Genomic DNA, 3,898 nt, shown 5'->3' on the forward strand with positions numbered 1-3,898 from the left:
GAAAAAACCTGTTCCGATGATAAAATCTAAACTTTATGAACTAAATCAAATATTCAATCTTAAATTTTATGAGGAGAAAAATTAGTTAGGTGTTACTGTTAGACACAACTTTTAGGATATGTCTCGAATCAAAAAGAAGATGGCAGAGCTAAAGGTCGATGGTGTGGATGTGACAACTGTGTATGACCGCTCAGGGCTTATTGACGGTGCGGTAGAGACACTTAAAGATACCCTCATTGAGGAGAGTATTATTGTCATCATTGTTATTGGGCTATTTTTACTCCACTTTCGCTCATCGCTCATTGTACTTATCGTTTTACCTTTGACTGTTGGAATGACATTTCTACTGATGAAAATATTTGGTATAGGCTCGAACATCATGAGTCTTGGAGGTATTGCCATTGCCATTGGTGCTATGGTGGATGCTTCCATCGTTATGATAGAAAATGCCCATAAGTCGCTGCATAAGTTTGAACATAAACATGAGAGAATGCCGACAAACGCAGAGCGTATAGAGGTGATTTTAAAATCATCTCAACTTGTAGGGCGTCCTATATTTTTCGCGCTTGCTCTTATCGTGGTTTCATTTTTGCCTATTTTTGCTTTGAGCGGACAAGAGGGTCTGCTTTTTACACCGCTTGCGTTTACCAAAACATTTGCAATGGCAGCTGGAGCACTTCTGAGTATCACACTTGTACCTGTGCTTATGGTTTTCTTTGTAAAAGGGAGAATCATTCCGGAGAATAAAAATCCACTCAACAGATTTTTTATCTGGCTTTATCGTCCTATTATTGTTTATGGACTTAAAGTGAAGTACTTTGTGATTGTACTTGTTTTACTCTCTTTGGGTTATATGTATCCGCTTTACAACAGTTTAAAGTGGGAGTTTATGCCGATGCTCAACGAGCAGACTTTTATGTATATGCCGGTGACTCCTTATGGTATCAGTATAGATCAGGCGAAAGAGCTGACACAAAAAACGGACAAAATCATCAAATCTTTTTCCGAAGTGGAGAATGTTTTTGGCAAAGCAGGACGCGCAGGAACAGCAACTGACCCAGCACCACTTGGTATGCTTGAGACCATCATTACGCTCAAACCAAAATCTGAGTGGCCAAAAGGAATGACCTACGACAAACTCCGTCAAGATATGGAAGATGCCCTGCAGGTTCCAGGTCTGACGAACTCGTGGACATACCCGATTCGTGGGCGTATAGATATGCTTTTAAGTGGTATTCGTACCCCTATTGGAATTAAACTTTACGGAAAAGATGCCCAAGGACTACAAAAGTATGGAAAACTTATAGAAGAGAAGTTACGAGATTATGACAATACTCTCTCAGTATTCGCCGATCAGGCAAGTGCCGGGTATTTTATATATCTTGATTTAAATGAATCTAAAATGCAGCGTTATGGACTCGATAAAAATACTCTGCTTGAGTACACCTCTTTGGCTATTGGAGGATTGAAGGTTTCTACGATGTACAAAGGACTTGAGCGTTACCCTATTGCTTTAAGACTTGAGGGAAGTGAGCGTAGAAGTCTGCAGAGTATTCGAGATATTCAGATAAAAACGAAACTGGGCTTTGTTCCACTGGGTACTTTTGCAAAAGTCTCTTACAAACAGAGTGCTTCGGTCATAAAAAGTGAGATGGCAGCTCCTGTGACATTTATATACATCACGCCAAAAGAGGGCATTATAGCGACTGAATACCAAAAAGGTGCGCAGAAGTTAATAAATGAGATAAAATTTGAACCAGGTTATTACATAGAGTGGGCAGGACAGGCACAGTATTTAAACAGTGCGATGAAAAAAATTGTCTGGATCATACCAGCGGTACTGCTCTTTATTTTGCTGCTTATTTATATGGCGCTGAAAAAAATGATGCCCACACTTATTGTCTTCTTTACACTTCCGTTTGCACTCCTTGGAGGGCTTATTTACATAGATATGCTCAATTTTGCAATGAGCATTGCGGTGGTCGTTGGTTTCTTGGCACTACTTGGTGTTGCTGCTGAGACTGCCATCGTTATGATAGTCTATCTGCAAGAGGCAGTTGATGAGTCTAAAGCGATGCATGGAGAGAAGTTTGATGTGAAGCATTTAAACGATGCTATTTATGATGGGGCAGTGCAGCGTGTGCGTCCAAAACTAATGACGGTCTTTGCCATTATTGCAGGTCTTGCTCCTATTATGTACACACACGGCATAGGGAGTGAAGTGATGCAGCGCATTGCTGCACCAATGCTTGGAGGGATAGTAAGCTCTGCAGTACTAAGTTTGGTTATCATTCCAATACTTTTTGAAATATATACAAAATGGGAGTTAAACAGAGATGAAAAAACAGAGTTTTAAATAACCACAAACTCCTCACAAACTCGTGTTATACTTGTATCACTTAAAAGGTGATACTATGAAAATAACACAACAATTATCAAGAAGAACATTTGTTAAAGGCGTTGTCGCTTCAACGGCTCTGCTCTCAGGCATGACGCTGAGTGCAAAGAGTAATGGAGTTAAACAGCGACAAAAAACGACAGAACTCTCAGGTACGGAGTTCCATCTGACAATCGATAAAACTCTTGTCAATGTAACGGGAAACCCCTCGTATGCAACAGCGGTCAATGGCATATTGCAAGGTCCGACACTGCGTTGGCGTGAGGGTGATACGCTCACCATTCATGTTACCAATAATCTCAGTGAATCCTCCTCCATCCACTGGCGCGGAATCATTCTGCCTTTTCACATGGATGGGGTTCCCAGCATCAGTTATGCAGGCATTGCACCGGGTGAGACATTTACCTATACATTTACAGTTCAGCAAAGCGGTACCTACTGGTACCACTCCCATTCAGGGTTTCAGGAACAAACAGGCGTCTATGGTGCTATTGTGATTGAACCAAAAGAGAAAGACCCGTTTGCGTATGACAGAGAACATGTTGTAGTTCTTTCGGATTACTCCGATGAGAAACCGGCATCCATCTACAGAAAACTAAAACTCTCTGCTGATTATTATAACTTCAACCAACGAACGGTGGGCGATTTTTTTGCCGAAGTAAAAGAGAAGGGCTTTTTAGAAGCATTTAAAGAGCGAGAGATGTGGAATAAAATGCGAATGTCTGATCGTGACCTCTCCGATGTAACGGGCTACACTTATACATTTCTGATGAGTGGACAAAATCCTGCTACGCGCTTTAGTGCTCTTTTTAAAAAAGGAGAAAAAGTTCGACTGCGTTTCATCAATGCAGCCTCTATGACTTTTTTTGATGTTCGCATTCCTGGTTTAAAAATGCGTGTTGTCGCTGCAGACGGAAACAACATACAGCCTGTAGATGTCGATGAATTTCGCATTGGAGTTGCAGAGACCTATGATGTCATTGTAGAGCCACAAGATGCAGATGCCTATGCCATCTTTGCACAAAGTATAGACAGAAGTGGTTATGCACTTGGAAATTTGACAACAGATGCAAAGATCTTGGCAGATGTTCCACCAATGGATCCAAGAGAAACACTTACAATGCGTGATATGGGCATGAGTAAAGATATGAAAAAGATGTCAGGCATGGATATGAAAAAATCTACCGATATGCAGGGCATGAAAAAACCAATTCCTCTCACAAAACTGCCTATAAAATGGGGTGTGGGTACAACAATGCGGGCGATGAATCCACAGTATAGACTGGATGATCCGGGTGTCGGACTTCGAAACAACGGTAGACGTGTACTCACATACGCCGACCTGCGCTCTTTGCGTTCGACAAAAGATGATAGATACCCAGACAGAGAGATAGTTTTGCATCTCACCGGCAATATGGATCGCTATATGTGGTCAATAAACGGCATAAAATATTCTGAGGCAGAGCCTTTGGAGTTTCATTATGGTGAACGTCTGCGCAT

Annotated in this window: 1 protein-coding gene and 1 pseudogene; both read left to right on the forward strand. The window is 41.4% G+C overall.

Annotation, left to right across the window (positions count from 1 at the left end):
* Window positions 1-118: 118 nt before the first annotated feature.
* Window positions 119-2,356: pseudogene (locus MV589_RS08520) on the forward strand (efflux RND transporter permease subunit); the annotation flags it as partial.
* Between the two features lie 58 nt (window positions 2,357-2,414).
* Window positions 2,415-3,898 (forward strand): copper resistance system multicopper oxidase (locus MV589_RS08525; protein ID WP_297433879.1); only part of this gene is annotated, 1,484 nt, incomplete at its 3' end.

Origin of the sequence: Sulfurimonas sp. (assembly GCF_026991475.1) — a bacterium.
Taxonomy (GTDB): domain Bacteria; phylum Campylobacterota; class Campylobacteria; order Campylobacterales; family Sulfurimonadaceae; genus Sulfurimonas.